The following is a 15,321-nucleotide window of genomic DNA, read 5'->3' as shown; positions in this document are numbered from 1 at the left end:
GTTCCAGGGAACACCAACGTCTCACTCCGCTGGAACACCCCTCATCCGTCTCGGCGCTGACGCGCCGATCCACCTTCTCCACAAGGGGAGAAGGGAAGGCGCTACCCATTCACCGCCGGCTGTCCGCCGGCGCCTCGTCCCTCTCGGCCAGCCCGTAGTCCCGCACCACATGGGCGATCCGCAATCTATAGCCGGCAAAAATACCGTCGCGCCCGGCCTGCTGTGCCTGCCGGTGTTCTTCCGTATTGCGCCAGGCCTTGACCGCCTCCTCGTCGCGCCAGAACGACAGCGACAGAACCCGGTTCGGGTCGGCCAGGCTCTGGAAGCGCTCGACGGAGATGAACCCATCGATGCCGTCGAGCAGCGGACGCAACTCGGCGGCGATGCCGAGATAAGCATCGCGCCGGCCTTCCGCGGGCTGCACCTCGAAGATGACGGCGATCATACCTTCACCAACGGCGCGTGGGGGCCGGACGCCAGTTTCAGGAACATGCGGTCCTCCTTGAGGATGAATCGTTCGCGGCGCGCGAACTCGTAGTTTGCCTTGCCGGCGGGGTCGGCGGCAAGCCGGGCGCGATAGGCTTCGTAGGCCGCCAGGCTTTCGATGTTGTAGGCGGCATAGGCCGTCGTGGCCGAGCCCTCATGCGGCGCGAAATAGCCGATCAGATCGGCGCCGCAGCGCGGAATGGCCTGGCCCCAGTTGCGGGCATATTCCTCGAAGGCCGCCTTGCCGAACGGGTCGATCTCATAGCGGATGAAGCAGGTGATGGTCATCTCGGTCTCCTCGGGGTTTTGCAACGACGGTTCGAGGGCGGTCGAAACGTCACGCGCATCTCTGTGCTAGTCAGCCTGGTGTCAGGAGCATCGTGCCAACTCCTTGAACTGGACCGAGAATACTGGTTATCTGACAAGAATGCTTCGATGAGGATCAAACCATGCGTGAAGGACCCGACATTGCCCGCATCGCCAGCCTGGTCGGCGATCCGGCTCGCGCCAACATGCTGAACGCCCTGATGGGCGGCACGGCATTGACCGCGAGCGAACTGGCGCTGGAGGCCGGCGTGTCGCTGCCGACCGCGTCCTCGCATCTGTCGAAGTTGATGGAGGGCGGCCTGCTGACCGTGGCCAGCCAGGGCCGGCATCGCTATTACGGGCTGGCCGGCCCGCAAGTGGCCGGCATGATCGAAGCCATCACCGGCGTGGCCGAAGCGGTAGGCCCCAAGCGCGTGCGGCCGGGCCCCCGCGACGGCGCGATGCGCGTCGCGCGCGTCTGCTACGATCACCTTGCCGGCGAGCAGGCGGTGGCGATGCTGGATCGTCTTGTCGACAAGAACATATTGGTCCGCGATGACCAGGAGATCAGGCTCGGCCCGTCGGCGGCCTCACACTTCGCGGCGATCGGCATCGATGTCTACACCAAGCCTAGGCGGCCGGTGTGCCGCGCCTGCCTCGACTGGAGCGTGCGGCGCTCGCACCTCGCCGGCACGCTGGGCGCCGCCATCCTCGACAAGATCCTTGCCGAGAAATGGGCACGCCGCGAGAAGGACAGCCGCGCGGTGGTATTTTCGCCGCCGGGCAAGCAGGCGTTCGAAAGGGTGTTTTTGGGGTGAACCTGCTTCGTCATCCACGGGCGAAGCAAGGAGCGCAGCGACGCGGCGCAGACCCGAGGATCCATGCCGGGAACTTCCCAACGATAATACGGTCCTGAAGTCCGCTCTGCCCCGATCTGCGGCCGAAGTCGCGGCATGGATCCTAGGGTTCTGCGCGACGCTTTGCGTCGCTCCGCCCTAGGATGACGAAATCATGGGGTCCGCTTCAAAGCCTTCCCCTGCCTGAAAAAGTCCTTCCATGGGTCGGCTTCCGCCAGCTTCGCCAGCGTCGTCTTGTCGCCGATCGGGAAGGCGTTCGGCGCCAGGCCGGCCTCGATCTCGGGCCAGGTCACCGGCATCGACACCGTCGCGCCCTTCTTGGCCCGTGAGGAGTAGGGTGCGACGGTGGTGGCGCCGCTGCCATTGCGCAGATAGTCGACGAAGATTTTTCCCGTACGCGCCTTCTTCGACAGCGTCGCCGTGTAGCGGTCGGGGGCACCCTGCTCCAGCGCCCTGGCGAAATCATGGGCGAAGTCTTTGACTTCGGCCCAATCCGCCGACGGTTTCAGCGGCACGACGACATGAAAGCCCTTGCCGCCCGATGTCTTGACGAAATTGGGCAGCGACAGCTCGTCGAGCTTACCCCTGATGTCGAGCGCCGCCTCGCGCACTGCCTTAACATCGACGCCCTCGTCGGGGTCGAGGTCGAAGACGATCTGGTCCGGCTGTTCGAGCTTGTCGATCGTGCAGCCCCAGATGTGGATCTCGACCACACCATACTGGACGAGCGCCGCGACCCCGTCAAAATCCCGGATGAACAGGATTTCCTCGCCGTCGGTTGGATCCTTCATCCGGGCGATCTTGTCGCTCATGCCAGCCGAGGCGTGTTTCTGGAAAAAACGCTGCCCGCCAACGCCGTCCGGCGCGCGCACCAGGCTGAGCGGCCGGTTGACGACGAACTGTTCCATGCGCGGCCAGACCAGCGCGTAATGATCGAGCAGGCCCTGCTTGGATATCTTCTCGTCGGGCCACAAAAGCTTGTCGGGATGGGAGAGCTTTACGGAAGTCGTCATCCCACCGGCAGGCCTACCGGCGCTGCTTGCCGCCGGCTTGGCCTTGGCCGGGCTCTTGCCCGTCGCTGGCTGGCCTGTCGCTGGCTTGCCTGTCGCCGCCTTTGGCTTTTCCTGCACGACTTCCTCCGCCGGCTTGTCCTCGCGCAGCCCCTGGAACGAAGCATGGCGTATTATACGGTCCGAGGTCCAGCTGCGAAACTCCACTTCGCCGACCAGTTCCGGCTTGACCCAGACAAGGCCCTTGCCCTTCGGCACCGCCGCATCGAAGGGCGAGGCGTCTGCCTTCAGCGCATCGAGCCTCTTCTTCAGGTCGTTGGCACCCTTGGTGGAGAAGCCGGTGCCGACCCGGCCGGCATAGTGCAGGCTGCCGTCTTCGAAATAGCCGACCAGCAGCGAACGCAGGCCGCGTCCGGTCTTGTCCGACGGCAGATAGCCGCCGATGACGAATTCCTGCCGTGCGGTGCATTTCGATTTGACCCATGTCGGACCGCGCCCGCTCCGGTAGGGCGCATCGGCGCGTTTTGAGACCACGCCTTCCAGCCCCATGCGGCAGGCATGTTCCAGCATGATCTTGCCCGGTTCGGCGAAATGGTCGGAGAAACGCACCGCCGCATTGTCGGCCTGCTCGCCGAGCAGGTCCTGCAAGGCCTGCTTGCGCTCGACCAGCGGTTTCCGGCGCAAATCCTTGCCGTCGAGCCGCATCAGGTCGAACACATAATAGAGGAATCGGTTCGTCCGCTTCGCCGACAGATCCTGCTGCAGCAGCGCGAAGGACGACACGCCGCTGTCGGCCAGCACGACGATCTCCCCGTCGATGATGGCATCGCTGCATTTCAGCCCGGCGAGTTCGGCCGCGATTTCGCCGCCGAATTTTTCCGTCCAGTCGAGCCCGGTGCGGGTCAAGAGCCGCACGTCGGTGCCGGCGATCTGCGCCTGCATGCGATAGCCGTCGAACTTCACCTCATGCAGCCAGTCCTGGCCCGACGGTGCGTCCCGCTCAAGCGTCGCGAGCTGCGGCTCGATGAAGTCGAGTTTCCTGGCCCCGGCCTTGGCCTTGCCGGTGGCCGGCTTGTTCGAGTGCCAGACCTTGGGTTTCTCGCCCTTGGCCGCCTTGCCTTCGCCGACCTCCTCGATCGTCAGGCCCGATTTCACCGACTTCGGCTCGTCCGCCAGAATATCCTCGCCGGGGCGTGCGGCGGCATCGTCGGACTTGATCAGCAGCCAGTTGTCTCGTTTTTCGCCCGGGCGCGGCCGCAGCCGCACCAGATGCCATTTGCCACGCAGCTTGTGGCCTTCGAGTTCGAAGTTGATGTGGCCCTTTTTCATCATCTTCGCGGGATCGTCCTCGGGCGTCCAGGTTCCTTCGTCCCAGACGAGCACCGAGCCGCCGCCATATTCGCCCTTGGGGATGGTGCCTTCGAAGCCGGCATAGTCGATGGGATGATCCTCGACATGCACGGCCAGCCGCTTTTCGTGCGGGTCGAGGCTAGGACCGCGCGTCACCGCCCAGCTCCACAGCACGCCGTCATGCTCAAGGCGAAAATCGTAGTGCAGCCTTGTGGCGGCATGCTTCTGGATGACGAAGATGCCGCCGTCTTTCTGTCCGCGCGTAACCTTGCCGGCCGGCTCCGCGGTCTTCTTGAAGTCGCGCTTCGAATGATACTGTTCGAGGCTTGCCATCTCGTATCCTCAGGCCGATTTGCGCTTCGGCGCAACGCTTTTCGCCTTGGCCCCTTTGGCCGCCGGCTTGGCTTTCGCCGAGGATGATGGTTTCGACAGGCCGGAGTCCGACGAGAGGCTCTTCTTCAGCGCATCGAACAGGTTGACGACATTGGAGGGTTTGGGCGCGGCCTTGGCCTTCGGCGCCTTGTGCCCCGCCTTCTTGGCCCGGATAAGCTCAAGCAGGGCATCTTCATATTTGTCCTCGAATTTCGAGGGATCGAATTTCGCCTTCTTCTTGTCGATGATGAGTTCGGCGAGATCGGTCATCTCCTGGTCGGTCTTCACCGCCTTGATGTCGCCGAAGACGCTCTCCGGCTGGCGCACCGTGTTGTCGTAGCGCAGCGTCGTCAGCACCATGCCCTTGCCGAGCGGCTCGATGACCACGGGACGCTCGCGGCTGTACAGAACGATGCGGGCAAGCCCCGCCATCTTCTTGCCCGCCATGGCGTCGCGGATGACGGCGAAGGCCTCTTCCGAAACCTTGTCGGCCGGCACGACATAGTAGGGCGTGTCGAGATAGATCTGCTCGATCGAGGCCTTGTCGACGAAGCCGTCGAGGCTCATCGTGTGCGAGGATTCGATCTGCACCGCCTCGATCTCATCCTCCTCTATACGGACGAAATCGCCCTTGTCGATCTCGTAGCCCTTGATCTCGTCGCCATCCTCGATCGGTTTGCCGGTCTCGGCATCGACGTAGATCCGCTTCACCGTATTGCCGGTCTTGCGGTTGAGGATGCGGAACGAGACCTTCTCGGCATGGGTGACGACATTGGTCAGTTCGATGGCACACGTGACCAGCGAGAGCTTCAGATAGCCTTTCCAGGCCGGGCGCGGCGCCATGATGATTTCCCCTTGAGAAAGATCAGCTGGAACGGACGACCACCCCGCTCGGTTCCAACGCGATCCGGCCGGGGCCGGCGCGGTTGCCGCCGGCCCTGGCTGTCAGCCCCTATTCGGCGGCTTGCAGGTTGATCTTGCTTTCCGCCATTTCGGTCAGCTTGCGATCCGTCGCCTGCTCTTCCCTGAGGTTCTTGGCCAGCACATTGGCGCAGTCGCTGCGGCCGAGCTGTTTGGCCCAGGCGATCAATGTGCCGTAGCGAGTCATCTCATAGTGCTCGACGGCCTGGGCGGAGGCGATCAGCGCGGCGTCGAGTACATCCTTGTCGTCGACGTCGCTGCTGACGTCGTCGGCCTCCTCGAGAATGCCGTCGATGGCCGGACAGCTCACCGGCTTGGCCTTCACGCCGTGCAACTCGAACACCTCCTCGACGCGTTCGATATGGCCCTTGGTCTGTTCGAGATGTTTTTCGAAGCCGGCCTTCAATTGCGGATCGGTTGCCTTGTCGATCATCTTCGGCAACGCCTTCTCGATCTGCTTCTCGGCATAATAGATGTCGCGCAGCGTGTGCACGAAGAGATCGTCCAGTGTTTTGATGTCCTTCGAAAAGAAACCCATGATCTCAGCCTTTCCATTGCTCTTGCTTGTGTCGGGATTCCGGCCTGCCGGCAGGCGGCAGCTGTGAGCCGGCAATGCCGGTCCTATGATCCCAAACGTCCGTTGCCCGGGCCGGTTCCGGGCCTACCAGCCATCCGGCAAGGAAATTCCAGGGACGGTTCGAAAGTTGAAACAAAAGCGCGCCAAGGCGACATTCAAACGAAACATATGTGATGCAAAAGTCACACCAGCCGAAATGACGACAAAGAGCACCGAAACACCCCGAATCAGCCGCATTCCGGCCACGAAGCGACGGGTTTTCGACCAAAAATTAACATCGCGTTCACTGAGTATTCACGCCTCGATGCTATCGTTCTCGCACTTCGGAAGGGACATCCGAAAATCGGGACAGGGACCAGGTAAAATGAACTTCCTCACGCACCTCATCGGCTATGCCGCCGCCATCCGCGAATTCGTCGCGCCGACCTATCGGCCCGAGCGCTATTACATGCGCGGCCCCGGTCCGGCCTGCGCCCGTCGCGGCACCTCGCTGGGCGCGCACTGACCATGACTTTCGAGAGCCGCCACAACAGCCGCATCTGCAGGCCGGGTGCATCGTCGCGCGCCACGACCTATCGCGCCGAACGTCCGGCTTTCGCCGGCAGACAGCGTGCGACATCGCCGCGTCTTTGAGACCGCCATCGGCTGACTTAGTGTCACAGGACATAAGCAGCCGAGGCCAGCGTGACCGACCGTCCCAAGCCGCCTTTCCCATCCTTTGATGCAAAGCCATCCGTGCACAGCGTCCAGCCATCGCCGGTGGCGCCGGAGGCGGCGAGCATGACGCGACGCTGCGCGCCCACTTTGGGCGCATAAATCCACCAGCCATCTCTCAGCCCGGCACCTTCCGGCGGCTCCATGCCGGCCCCCGAGCCCTTGAAACGCATGCCCGCTTGCGCAAGGCGCGGCCGGAGACGAAAGTTTTTTCCGCAACCTGTCGAAATCGGCCACCGCCGCGCGACATACGTCTGGCCCCGCAAGGACGCGGCCTTCGAAACCACGGGAGAAGACCCATGCGATACATGATTTTGATCTACGCCAACGAAGCCGCGCTGGCGAACGTGCCGGTCGAGGCGGCCCGTCAGATGAGCGCCGCCTATGGCGCTTATACCGAAGCGTTGAAGAAATCCGGCACGTGGCTGGCCGGCGAGAGGCTGCGTCCCTCCCAGGCGACGACCTCGGTGCGCATGGCTGGCGGCAAGACCAACGTGATCGACGGCCCCTATGCCGACACCAAGGAGCAGCTCGCCGGCTTCTACATGATCGAGGCGGCCGACATCGACACCGCCATCGAATGGGCGGCGCGCTGTCCTGCCGCCAGCACCGGCACGGTCGAGTTGCGGCCGATCTGGGAGATGGATGAATACATGCCCAAGGCGTGACGGCGTGATGGACAGTCGCCCGGAGATCGCCCGGGCGGCCGCCGAGGCCGCCGCCCGGCAGAGCTATGGCAAGCTGGTCGCCTGGCTCGCCGCGCGCACGCGCGACGTGGCCGCCGCCGAGGATGCGCTGGCCGACGCCTTTGCCGCGGCGCTCGAACGCTGGCCGCGCTCCGGCGTGCCGGAAAAGCCGGAAGCCTGGTTGCTCGCCGTGGCCAGGAGGCGGCGTGTCGATGCGGTGCGGCGGCGGCTGACCAGCGAAGCCGGTCGTGACCATCTCAAGCTGATTGCCGAGGAGGCGGAGGCGCGCATGACCGAAGAGGACCTGCCTGACGAACGATTGCGTCTGATGTTCGCCTGCGCCCATCCGGCGATCGAACCCGGCGTGCGGGCGCCGCTGATCCTGCAGACCATCCTCGGCTTCGATGCCGCGACGATCGCTTCCGCCTTCCTGCTCTCGCCGGCCACGATGGGCCAGCGCCTGGTGCGCGCCAAGAGCCGCATCCGCGAGACCGGCATTCCGTTCCGCGTGCCGGAGCGGGCCGAGCTCGGTGAAAGGCTGGATGCGGTGCTGGAGGCGATCTACGCCGCTTTCGCGGAGGGTTGGTCCGATCCGGCTGGTACCGAGACTCGGCGCCGCAACCTCGCCACCGAAGGCATCTGGCTCGGCCGGCTGGTGGCTTCGCTGCTGCCGGACGAGCCGGAGGCGCTGGGCCTGCTGTCGCTGATGCTGTTCGCCGAGGCGCGCCGCGCGGCGCGGCGCGACCCGGCCGGCGATTATGTGCCGCTCGCCGATCAGGACCATGCATTGTGGGATCATGTCCTGGTCGACGAGGCCGAAGCATGTCTTCGCGGCGCCGCCACCAAGGGTGTCATCGGCCGCTACCAGCTGGAGGCGGCCGTGCAGTCCGTGCATGCGGCGCGGCGGCTCACCGGCCGCACCGACTGGATCGCGATTCGCGAACTCTACGACGCGCTGTTGTCGATCGCGGGATCGCCGGTCGTGGCGATCAACCGCGCGGTGGCGATCGCCGAGACCGAGGGCGCGGTGGCGGGGTTGGCGGCCCTTTACGTGCTGGGCGACGACAAGCGGCTCAATGACTATCAGCCCTACTGGGCCGCGCGTGCCGGTCTCCTGGCCAGGCTCGGCCAGGGACCGCAGGCGGTCGAGGCCTTTGATCGCGCGATCGGCCTTGAGCGCGATCCGGCGGTGCGCCGTTTCCTGCAGGCAAAACGCACCGCGCTCATACAGTGAGGTCCAGGAGCGCGGGCGGCTTTCGGCCGATCAGGCCGGCCACATCTCGTGTGACGTGTTGAGCGTCTTCATAAGCGGGTGCTGGCGCAACCGCGCCCACAGGCGTTCGATATCAGGCCAGGCCGCCCGCGCTCTGTCGATGTCGGGATGCCAGGCCACAAGCATGACGAGATAGATGTCGGCCAGCGACATCTTATCGCCGACGAGCCAGTCGCGGCCGCGCAAGGCCGCATCGACAACGGCAAAACCACGGTCCATCTCGGCGACCGCCGCCTGTTTCACCGCCTTCGTACCCTCGGCATCCGTCGTGTAGCGATGGGCATAGTAAAGCCGCAGCACCGCCGGGTAGAGCACTGAGGACATGAACGCCATCCAGCGCAGGAACTCCGCGCGCGCCGGCTCATCGGCCGCCGGCGCCAGGCCGGCGCGCGGCGAGAAGGATGCAGATCGCCGCCGATTCGGTGATCGAAAGTCCGTCCGGCAAGGTCAGCACCGGTACCTGGTTCAACGGGCTGATGGCGAGAAAGGCCGGATCGGGCGCCTCGCTCTTCGGCACGTCGATCTGTTCGAATGGCGCATCGATCAGCGCCAGTGCAGCCTCGACGACAAAGCCGCCGCTGCCGGGACGCGTGTAGAGCTTGTACATGAAATCCTCCCCCGGCCCGAACCAGGGCCGCTGGAGATTTGCACTGGAAGCAGGGGTCTGCTCAAGTCGGGTACGGCGCGCCACGGCAGGTTTTTCTGCGGGCCAGGCACGCGGGGCCTTCCCTGCCCCTTGTGGGAGAAGGTGGCCTCGCGAAGCGAGGTCGGATGACGGGTGCTCCAGGGAATACCAACGTCTCACTCCGCTGGAACACCCCTCATCCGTCTCGGCGCTAACTCGCCGATCCACCTTCTCCCACAAGGGGAGAAGGAAAGACGGGAGTTCGAAACCCTAGGCCCCAAGTCCCTCGAACAGGATCGTCGACAGATAGCGCTCGGCGAAGTCGGGGATGACCACGACCAGGGTCTTGCCCTTGTTCTCGGGCCGCGAACCGACGACGATCGCCGCCTGCAGCGCCGCGCCCGACGAGATGCCGACCGGCACGCCCTCGAGGCGGGCGATGAGCCGCGCATTGGCGACGGAGTCCTCGTTCGAGACCTTGACGATCTCGTCATAGACCGTGGTGTCGAGGATTTTTGGCGCGAAGCCGGCGCCGATGCCCTGGATCTTGTGCGGGCCGGGTTGGCCGCCCGACAGCACCGGCGAGGCATCCGGCTCGACGGCGACGACATGCAGCGCGGGCTTGCGCTTTTTCAACACCTGGCCGACGCCGGTGATGGTGCCGCCGGTGCCGATGCCGGCGACGAAGATGTCGATCTCGCCCTGGGTGTCGTTCCAGATTTCCTCCGCCGTCGTCTTGCGGTGGATTTCCGGATTGGCGGGGTTTTCGAATTGCTGCGGAATGATGGCGTTGGGGATCGTCGCGGCCAGTTCGTCGGCCTTGGCGATGGCGCCCTTCATGCCTTTCGGGCCTTCGGTCAGCACCAGCTCTGCGCCGAGCAGCGCCAGCATCTTGCGGCGCTCTACCGACATCGTCTCCGGCATGGTCAGGATCAGCTTGTAGCCCTTGGCGGCGGCGGCGAAGGCAAGCGCGATGCCGGTGTTGCCGGATGTCGGTTCGATCAGCGTGGTCTTGCCGGGCGCAATCTTGCCCGCTGCCTCCAGCGCTTCAATCATCGCCACGCCGATACGGTCCTTGACCGAGGCGATCGGATTGAAGAATTCGAGCTTGGCGACCAGATTGGCGACGATGCCCTTCTCCTTGGCGAACTTGTCGAGCCGTACCAGGGGCGTATCGCCGATCGTGTCGGTGATGGAATTGTAGATGCGGCCGCGGCCGGGCACGCGGGCGGAAGTGACGGGCTTGTTCATTGGTTTCGCTCCCTGGATTTCAGGCAATTGGCAGTAGCCGACAGAATAGGGCTTTCAGCCGCGCAAGATAGGCTGCGGCTCGAAAATATCCGAGTGGGGCGTGTGCCTGAAAACGCCTGGCCCTCGGAAAAGCATTTCTCGAAACAGCCGGGCCACGGAATGGTTTGGCCGAAACGACCTACTGACGAGCAGCGATCGCCGCCGCCGCGCCAACCATGAACGCGCCGGCGGTGCGGTTCAGCACCTTGAGCGCGCGCGGCGACTTCAGGAACCAGCGTGCCTTGGCGGCGAGCGCCAGGTAAGGCACCAGCACGACGAACAGGACGACGACCGTCAGTGCGACGAGAATGCCGTAATCGGCAAGCGTGATCGTCTTCAGGTCGACGATGGTCGGCGTGATGGCGAGGTAGAAGATCATCGTCTTAGGATTGCCGAGCGTCACGGTGACGCCGGAGGCGAAGCTCGACAGCAATCCGCCCTTGCCCTTCCTGGCTTCGATGGTTTCGGGCGTGATACCGGCGGTCCAGAAGCGCCAGCCGAGGAAAGCGAGATACGCGACGCCGGCCCATTTGATCGCCAGGAAAACCATGCCGAACTCCTGTGCGACGAAGGCGAGGCCCAGCACCACGGCGGTCAGATAAGTGAGGTCGCCGAGCATCAGGCCGAAGGACATGGCCAGCGAAGAGCGAAAGCCCGAGCCCAGCGCACGCGCGACCAGCGCGGTGATGCCGGGGCCGGGAATGGCGGCGGCGATGCCGAGAGCGGCGCTGTAGGCAAGGAATCCGGTGAGGGTCATGGTGTCGGCGTCCACGGGCGATTACGCCCTTGTCGCACGAGGCCGGCTCCGGAAGAACGCCCTGCGCGCGGGATTCGCTTGCACCAGACAGCAATGGTCCGGCCGCAAGGATGGGTCAGGATCGGCCGCCATCATAAGTCACGCGCCAGATCGTGCCGTTGCCGTCTTCGCTCACGATCAACGATCCGTCGCCGGCCACCGCCACGCCCACAGGCCGGCCCCAGACCTCGCCATTGGAGGTGACGAAGCCGGTCATGAAATCCTCATATTCGCCGGTCGGCTTGCCGTCCTTGAACAGGAGGCGGACGATCTTGTAGCCGGTTCTGTTGCCGCGATTCCACGAGCCGTGCAGGGCCACGAAGGCATCGCCTCGATACTCCGGCGGAAAGCTTTTGCCATCATAGAAGGCGATGTTGAGCGGCGCCGAATGCGCCTGCATCAGCACGTCGGGAATATCGGCCTTGCCGGCGAGGTCGGGACGCTCGCCCTTATGGCGCGGGTCCTCATTGTTGCCGATGTAATACCAGGGCCAGCCATAGAAGGCGCCTTCCCTGACCGATGTCGCGTATTCGGCCGGCACATTGTCGCCGAGTGCGTCACGTTCGTTGACGACGCACCACGGCGCGCCGGTTGCCGGCTGCACGGTCATGCCCGAACAGTTGCGTAGCCCGGTGGCGACGACGCGGCCGTTCTTGCCGTCGGGGTCGAAGGCCAGCACCTCTGCCCGGCCCGCCTCGGAACCCCAGCTGGCGCCGAGCGGCTTGGATTTGACCCAGGCATCGAGCCCGCCTTTGGGTCTTTTGCCCATATCCTCGGCGACATTCGAGCCGGAGCCGACGGAGAGGTAAAGTGTCTTGCCGTCGGGCGAAAAGGCGATGTCGCGCGTCCAGTGGTGGTTCGCTGGAATGTTGTCGACGATGGTTTGCGGGCCACCCGAGGCCTTCAGGTCGCCATTGCGATAGGCAAAGCGCACGATGCTGTCGCTGTTGGCGACATAGACCCATTGCGGATCGTTGCCCAAGGGATAGAAGGCAATGCCATAGGGCTGGTTGAGGCCGCCTGCGAAGATGCCGTTTTCGGCGGGTTTCGCGCTGTCCTTCGTCAGGCGATAGACGCGGACCTGGTTGGCTTCGCTGTCGGCAACGAACAGGTCGCCGTTTGGGGCGACGCGCACGACGCGCGGATTGTCGATCCCCGAGGCGATCAGCTTGGCCGAGAACCCGGACGGCAGGTGCGGCTTTGCATCCGCCGGCATATCGACAATGCCGGCGCCGTTCGAGGCGGATTTGGTGGCATAGGGCCTTGGCAGGTCTTCCGGCTTGATCAGCCGGCGCACACCGGGCCTGTCCGCCCGCCAGTCGCCGAAGGCCGCCGCGCCTTTGAGCACAGGCTGATCGGCCTGCTGGGCGAGAGCCGCGGTCGTGAGAAACAGTGCGGACATCGCCAGTCCGGCCAATCGCATCATTTCCTCCACTCGATCGTGAAGGAAACCAACGATCGGTCTGTCCGTGGGTTCCGTCACGCACGGTGGTTCGAAGCAAACTTCCGGAATCAGGTTCCGGCAGCGTAAAAATCGTCATCCAAGCGTTTTTCCAGGGCAACGAGATCTGCGGGCAACGGCAGGCCCATGGCGCGCATTTCGCGCAGTTTTTCGCGCAGCTGTTCCTGAATTTCGTGCTGGTCCTCCGGCTGGTTGACCATCTCCTCGAGCAGCAGACTGATCTGGGCCTTGAATGATTCCAGCGCCATTCTTTTTCTCCTTTGCGGCCTGTTTCGACTTGGGCTCCAGGTGTCGAGATTCTGGTCAGGCCGAGTCGAAAACGGTTGATGCCGAGAACCGGAGCGGAGCGTACTTTTGTACGTGAGCACCGGAAGCGCAGGTAGCAGCCGTTTGCAGACCGGCCTCACCTGAATCTCGATACACCTAGCGCAGCATGCGCGATATCAGCTGCGCCGTGTAATCCACCATCGGCACGATGCGGGCATAGTTGAGCCGGGTCGGACCGATGACGCCGAGGGCGCCGACGACGCGCGCGTCCTTGTCGCGATAGGGCGCCACCACCAGCGATGAGCCCGACAGCGAGAACAGCTTGTTTTCAGAACCGATGAAGATGCGCACGCCCGATCCCTCCTCGGCGAGGTCGAGCAACTGGATCAGCCCGTCCTGCGTCTCCATGTCCTCGAACAGGTGGCGCAGCAATTCGATGTCGGCCTGGGCGGTTACGTTTTCGAGCAGATTGGCGCGGCCGCGCACGATGAGCCGCGCCGGCAGGCCGCTTTCGGCGCCCGCCCACACCGCCAGTCCCTTCTCGACGAGGTCCTGCGACAGCGTGTCGAGCGCCGCTCTTGTCTCTTCCTTGATGCGGGCGATCTCGGTGCGCGCCTCGGCCAAAGTGCGGCCGCGAATATGGGCGTTGAGGAAATTCGAGGCCTCGTGCAATTGCGAGACTGTGATGCCGGCCGGCAGGTCGACGACGCGGTTCTCGACATCGCCATTCTGGGACACCAGCACGGCCAGCGCCTTGGTTGGCTCCAACTGGATGAATTCGATGTGCTTCAGCGCCACCTCGTTCTTGGCGGCCAGCACCAGGCCGGCGCCGCGCGACATGCCCGACAGCATCTGGCTGGCCTCTGTCAGCATGTGCTCCAGCGTCGCGCCCGAGCCGGAGGCCCGCACCTGCGCCTCGATGGTGCGGCGCTCCTCGTCGGAAAGGTCGCCGAGTTCCATGAAGGCGTCGACGAAGAAACGCAGGCCGGCCTGCGTCGGCAGACGCCCGGCCGAAATGTGCGGCGCGTAGATCAGCCCGAGATGCTCGAGGTCGCTCATCACATTGCGGATGGTAGCGGGCGACAGCGAGGACGGCAGGATGCGCGACAGGCTGCGCGAGCCCACGGGTTCGCCGTCCTTCAGGTAGGAATCGACGATGCGCCGGAAGATGTCGCGCGAGCGCATGTCGAGCGATTGAAGCGCGGGCGACCGCGACGCGGGATCGACTGCCTTGGTCATTGCGGCCAAAAACCTCCGGCTCAAGGATATAGACTTCCGTTACCCGCGCGCAACCCGGTGTCTGTGTCAGATCACCCGGTGTCTGTGCCAGATCACCCGGTGTCTGTGCCAGATCACCCGGTGCCTGCGTCAGATCACCGGTGCCGGATCGCTCGGCCATTTTCCTTTGCGCCATGGGCTTGGTGGGGCTACAAGCCGGCCACGATTCCGAAAAATGACTGGAAAGAAGCCTGAATGCGCCCCTCAAAACGCCAATTCGACGAAATGCGCGCCATCTCCTTCGAGCGCGGCGTCTCCAAGCATGCCGAAGGCTCGTGCCTGGTGAAATTCGGCGACACGCATGTCCTGTGCACCGCGAGCCTTGAGGAAAAGGTGCCGGGCTGGATGCGCAATTCCGGCAAGGGCTGGGTCACGGCCGAATACGGCATGCTGCCGCGCTCGACCGGCGAGCGCATGCGCCGCGAGGCTTCCGCCGGCAAGCAGGGCGGCCGCACGCTGGAAATTCAGCGCCTGATCGGCCGTTCACTGCGCGCCGTGGTTGACCTGCAGGCGCTGGGCGAACAGCAAATCACCGTCGACTGCGATGTCATCCAGGCCGATGGCGGCACCCGCACCGCTTCGATCACCGGCGGCTGGGTGGCGCTCTATGACTGCCTGCGCTGGATGGAAGCGCGGCAGATGGCCAGCGTTTCGAAAGTGCTGAAGGATCATGTCGCGGCGATTTCCTGCGGCATCCATGACGGCCAGCCGGTCATCGATCTCGACTATATCGAGGATTCCTCGGCAGGCACCGACGCCAATTTCGTCATGACCGGCAAGGGCGGCATCGTCGAGATCCAGGGCACCGCCGAGGGCGAGCCCTTCTCCGAGGACCAGTTCGCGGCGCTTATGGGCCTGGCCAAGAAGGGCATCCAGCGGTTGGTGAGTTTGCAGCAGATGGCGGTGGCTTGATTTTATATGCCGAGCTTGAGACCCCCTCTCTGGCCTGCCGGCCATCTCCCCTCAAGGGGGAGATCGATTGTCGCCTGGGCTTTCGCCAATCTCGAACGCCGCAAAAAGGACAGCGGCCTCGAAGCTGCTGATCTCCCCC

General features: G+C 64.3%; 15 protein-coding genes and 2 pseudogenes. 5 read left to right on the top strand and 12 right to left on the bottom strand.

Annotated features, from left to right (window positions below):
- Nucleotides 1-109: 109 nt before the first annotated feature.
- Nucleotides 110-445 carry an antibiotic biosynthesis monooxygenase family protein gene (locus EJ077_RS30215; protein WP_208698546.1) on the bottom strand — a complete coding sequence of 112 codons (336 nt, stop codon included), beginning with the start codon at nt 443-445 and terminating at the stop codon, nt 110-112.
- On the bottom strand, nt 442-774 hold the full coding sequence (locus EJ077_RS30210; RefSeq protein WP_208698544.1) for an NIPSNAP family protein: 333 nt from the start codon (nt 772-774) through the stop codon (nt 442-444). Before EJ077_RS30210 ends, EJ077_RS30215 begins: the two co-directional genes overlap by 4 nt.
- 161 nt (nt 775-935) lie before the next feature.
- On the opposite strand from EJ077_RS30210, the gene EJ077_RS30205 reads away from it, so the two are divergent.
- Nucleotides 936-1,610, top strand: a complete 675-nt coding sequence (locus EJ077_RS30205; protein WP_208698542.1) for an ArsR/SmtB family transcription factor — start codon at nt 936-938, stop codon at nt 1,608-1,610.
- Nucleotides 1,611-1,801: 191 nt separating this feature from the next.
- Here EJ077_RS30205 and ligD read toward each other — a convergent pair whose 3' ends face one another.
- From ligD to EJ077_RS30190, 3 genes are all read right to left on the bottom strand, one after another.
- Nucleotides 1,802-4,342, bottom strand: coding sequence for a DNA ligase D (ligD, locus tag EJ077_RS30200; RefSeq protein WP_208698540.1), 2,541 nt, complete (start codon nt 4,340-4,342; stop codon nt 1,802-1,804).
- A gap of 9 nt (nt 4,343-4,351) precedes the next feature.
- The gene (locus tag EJ077_RS30195; protein ID WP_208698538.1) at nt 4,352-5,224 is read right to left on the bottom strand and encodes a Ku protein; all 873 of its coding nucleotides are present in this window, start codon (nt 5,222-5,224) and stop codon (nt 4,352-4,354) included.
- A 109-nt stretch (nt 5,225-5,333) separates the two neighbouring features.
- Complete coding sequence (locus EJ077_RS30190) at nt 5,334-5,840, bottom strand: ferritin-like domain-containing protein (protein WP_208698536.1); 507 nt, start codon at nt 5,838-5,840, stop codon at nt 5,334-5,336.
- 403 nt (nt 5,841-6,243) lie between these two features.
- On the opposite strand from EJ077_RS30190, the gene EJ077_RS30185 reads away from it, so the two are divergent.
- A complete protein-coding gene (locus tag EJ077_RS30185; protein WP_013892047.1) occupies nt 6,244-6,384 on the top strand; it encodes a hypothetical protein in 141 nt (46 codons plus the stop codon).
- A gap of 229 nt (nt 6,385-6,613) precedes the next feature.
- Here the strand turns inward: EJ077_RS30185 and EJ077_RS32450 are convergent.
- Nucleotides 6,614-6,763 (bottom strand): annotated as a pseudogene (locus EJ077_RS32450) (DUF1850 domain-containing protein); the annotation flags it as partial.
- A gap of 129 nt (nt 6,764-6,892) precedes the next feature.
- Here EJ077_RS32450 and EJ077_RS30175 point away from each other — a divergent pair.
- Both EJ077_RS30175 and EJ077_RS30170 read left to right on the top strand, forming a co-directional pair.
- Nucleotides 6,893-7,261, top strand: coding sequence for a YciI family protein (locus tag EJ077_RS30175; protein ID WP_208698531.1), 369 nt, complete (start codon nt 6,893-6,895; stop codon nt 7,259-7,261).
- Between the two features lie 7 nt (nt 7,262-7,268).
- A complete protein-coding gene (locus EJ077_RS30170; protein ID WP_208703171.1) occupies nt 7,269-8,513 on the top strand; it encodes an RNA polymerase sigma factor in 1,245 nt (414 codons plus the stop codon).
- 30 nt (nt 8,514-8,543) lie between these two features.
- Here EJ077_RS30170 and EJ077_RS30165 read toward each other — a convergent pair.
- The 6 genes and pseudogenes from EJ077_RS30165 to hrcA all read right to left on the bottom strand — a co-directional run bounded on the left by EJ077_RS30165 (nt 8,544) and on the right by hrcA (nt 14,231).
- Nucleotides 8,544-9,159: pseudogene (locus EJ077_RS30165) on the bottom strand (glutathione S-transferase family protein).
- A 288-nt stretch (nt 9,160-9,447) separates the two neighbouring features.
- Nucleotides 9,448-10,428, bottom strand: a complete 981-nt coding sequence (gene cysK / locus EJ077_RS30160) for a cysteine synthase A (protein WP_135933151.1) — start codon at nt 10,426-10,428, stop codon at nt 9,448-9,450.
- Nucleotides 10,429-10,606: 178 nt separating this feature from the next.
- Nucleotides 10,607-11,224 carry a LysE family translocator gene (locus EJ077_RS30155; protein WP_208698530.1) on the bottom strand — a complete coding sequence of 206 codons (618 nt, stop codon included), beginning with the start codon at nt 11,222-11,224 and terminating at the stop codon, nt 10,607-10,609.
- 115 nt (nt 11,225-11,339) lie between these two features.
- A complete protein-coding gene (locus tag EJ077_RS30150) occupies nt 11,340-12,689 on the bottom strand; it encodes a PQQ-dependent sugar dehydrogenase (protein ID WP_208698528.1) in 1,350 nt (449 codons plus the stop codon).
- 86 nt (nt 12,690-12,775) lie between these two features.
- Nucleotides 12,776-12,973, bottom strand: coding sequence for a hypothetical protein (locus EJ077_RS30145; RefSeq protein ID WP_127277913.1), 198 nt, complete (start codon nt 12,971-12,973; stop codon nt 12,776-12,778).
- Between the two features lie 175 nt (nt 12,974-13,148).
- On the bottom strand, nt 13,149-14,231 hold the full coding sequence (hrcA, locus tag EJ077_RS30140; protein WP_208698526.1) for a heat-inducible transcriptional repressor HrcA: 1,083 nt from the start codon (nt 14,229-14,231) through the stop codon (nt 13,149-13,151).
- A 234-nt stretch (nt 14,232-14,465) separates the two neighbouring features.
- Here hrcA and rph point away from each other — a divergent pair, with 234 nt between their 5' ends.
- On the top strand, nt 14,466-15,182 hold the full coding sequence (gene rph, locus EJ077_RS30135; RefSeq protein WP_208698524.1) for a ribonuclease PH: 717 nt from the start codon (nt 14,466-14,468) through the stop codon (nt 15,180-15,182).
- Nucleotides 15,183-15,321 lie beyond the last annotated feature (139 nt).

The sequence above is a fragment of the Mesorhizobium sp. M8A.F.Ca.ET.057.01.1.1 genome, assembly GCF_003952565.1.
Classification (GTDB): Bacteria; Pseudomonadota; Alphaproteobacteria; order Rhizobiales; family Rhizobiaceae; genus Mesorhizobium.
This window is presented reverse-complemented; position numbering and strand designations above follow the sequence as displayed.